This window comes from Plantactinospora sp. ZYX-F-223, assembly GCF_039649625.1.
In the GTDB taxonomy this organism is placed as follows: domain Bacteria; phylum Actinomycetota; class Actinomycetes; order Mycobacteriales; family Micromonosporaceae; genus Plantactinospora.
This window is the reverse complement of the sequence record NZ_JBDJAV010000191.1, coordinates 1-643: the sequence shown is the minus strand read 5'-3', so window position 1 is coordinate 643 and position 643 is coordinate 1. Positions and strand designations below refer to the sequence as shown.

The 643-nt window shown below is 65.2% G+C and carries 1 protein-coding gene; it reads right to left on the bottom strand.

What is annotated here, in order from left to right; genetic code table 11:
* Positions 1–643: transposase (locus tag AAH979_RS43120; protein ID WP_346263894.1), on the bottom strand; the 643-nt coding region annotated here is incomplete at both ends.

Here is a 643-nt window from a genome sequence, read left to right as displayed (position 1 = left end):
TCCTCGATCACGATCGTTTGGTTCTCACGAACGAGTCGAGTGGTCAGTTTGTGCAGGTGGTCCCGACGCCGGTCGGTGATCCGAGCATAAATCCGGGCCACCTTCAACCGGGCCTTGGCCCGATTCACCGACCCCTTCTCCTTGCGGGCGAGTTGGCGCTGGGCGCGGGCCAGGGCGGACCGGTCCCTGCGTTCGTGACGCGGGTTGGTGACCTTCTCACCGGTACTCAACGTGAGCAGACTGTCGAGTCCGGCGTCCACGCCGACGGCCGTGTTGGCGGCCGGGGCCGATGCGATCACATCGTCACAGAGCAGGGACACGAACCAGCGCCCCGCCGCGTCCTGCGACACCGTCACCGTGGACGGCGACGCACCCTTGGGCAACGGCCGCGACCACACGATGTCCAACGGCTCGGCCATCTTCGCCAAGGTCAGCCGGCCGTCGCGCCAGCGGAACGCGCTGGTGGTGTACTCTGCCGACTTTCGCGACTTCTTTTTGGACTTGAAGCTCGGGTACCGGGCGTGCTTGGCGAAGAAGTTGACGAACGCGCCTTGCAGATGCCGAAGGGCCTGCTGCAATGGCACGGACGACACCTCGTTGAGGAACGCCAGTTCCTCGGTCTTCTTCCACGCCGTGAGCATCG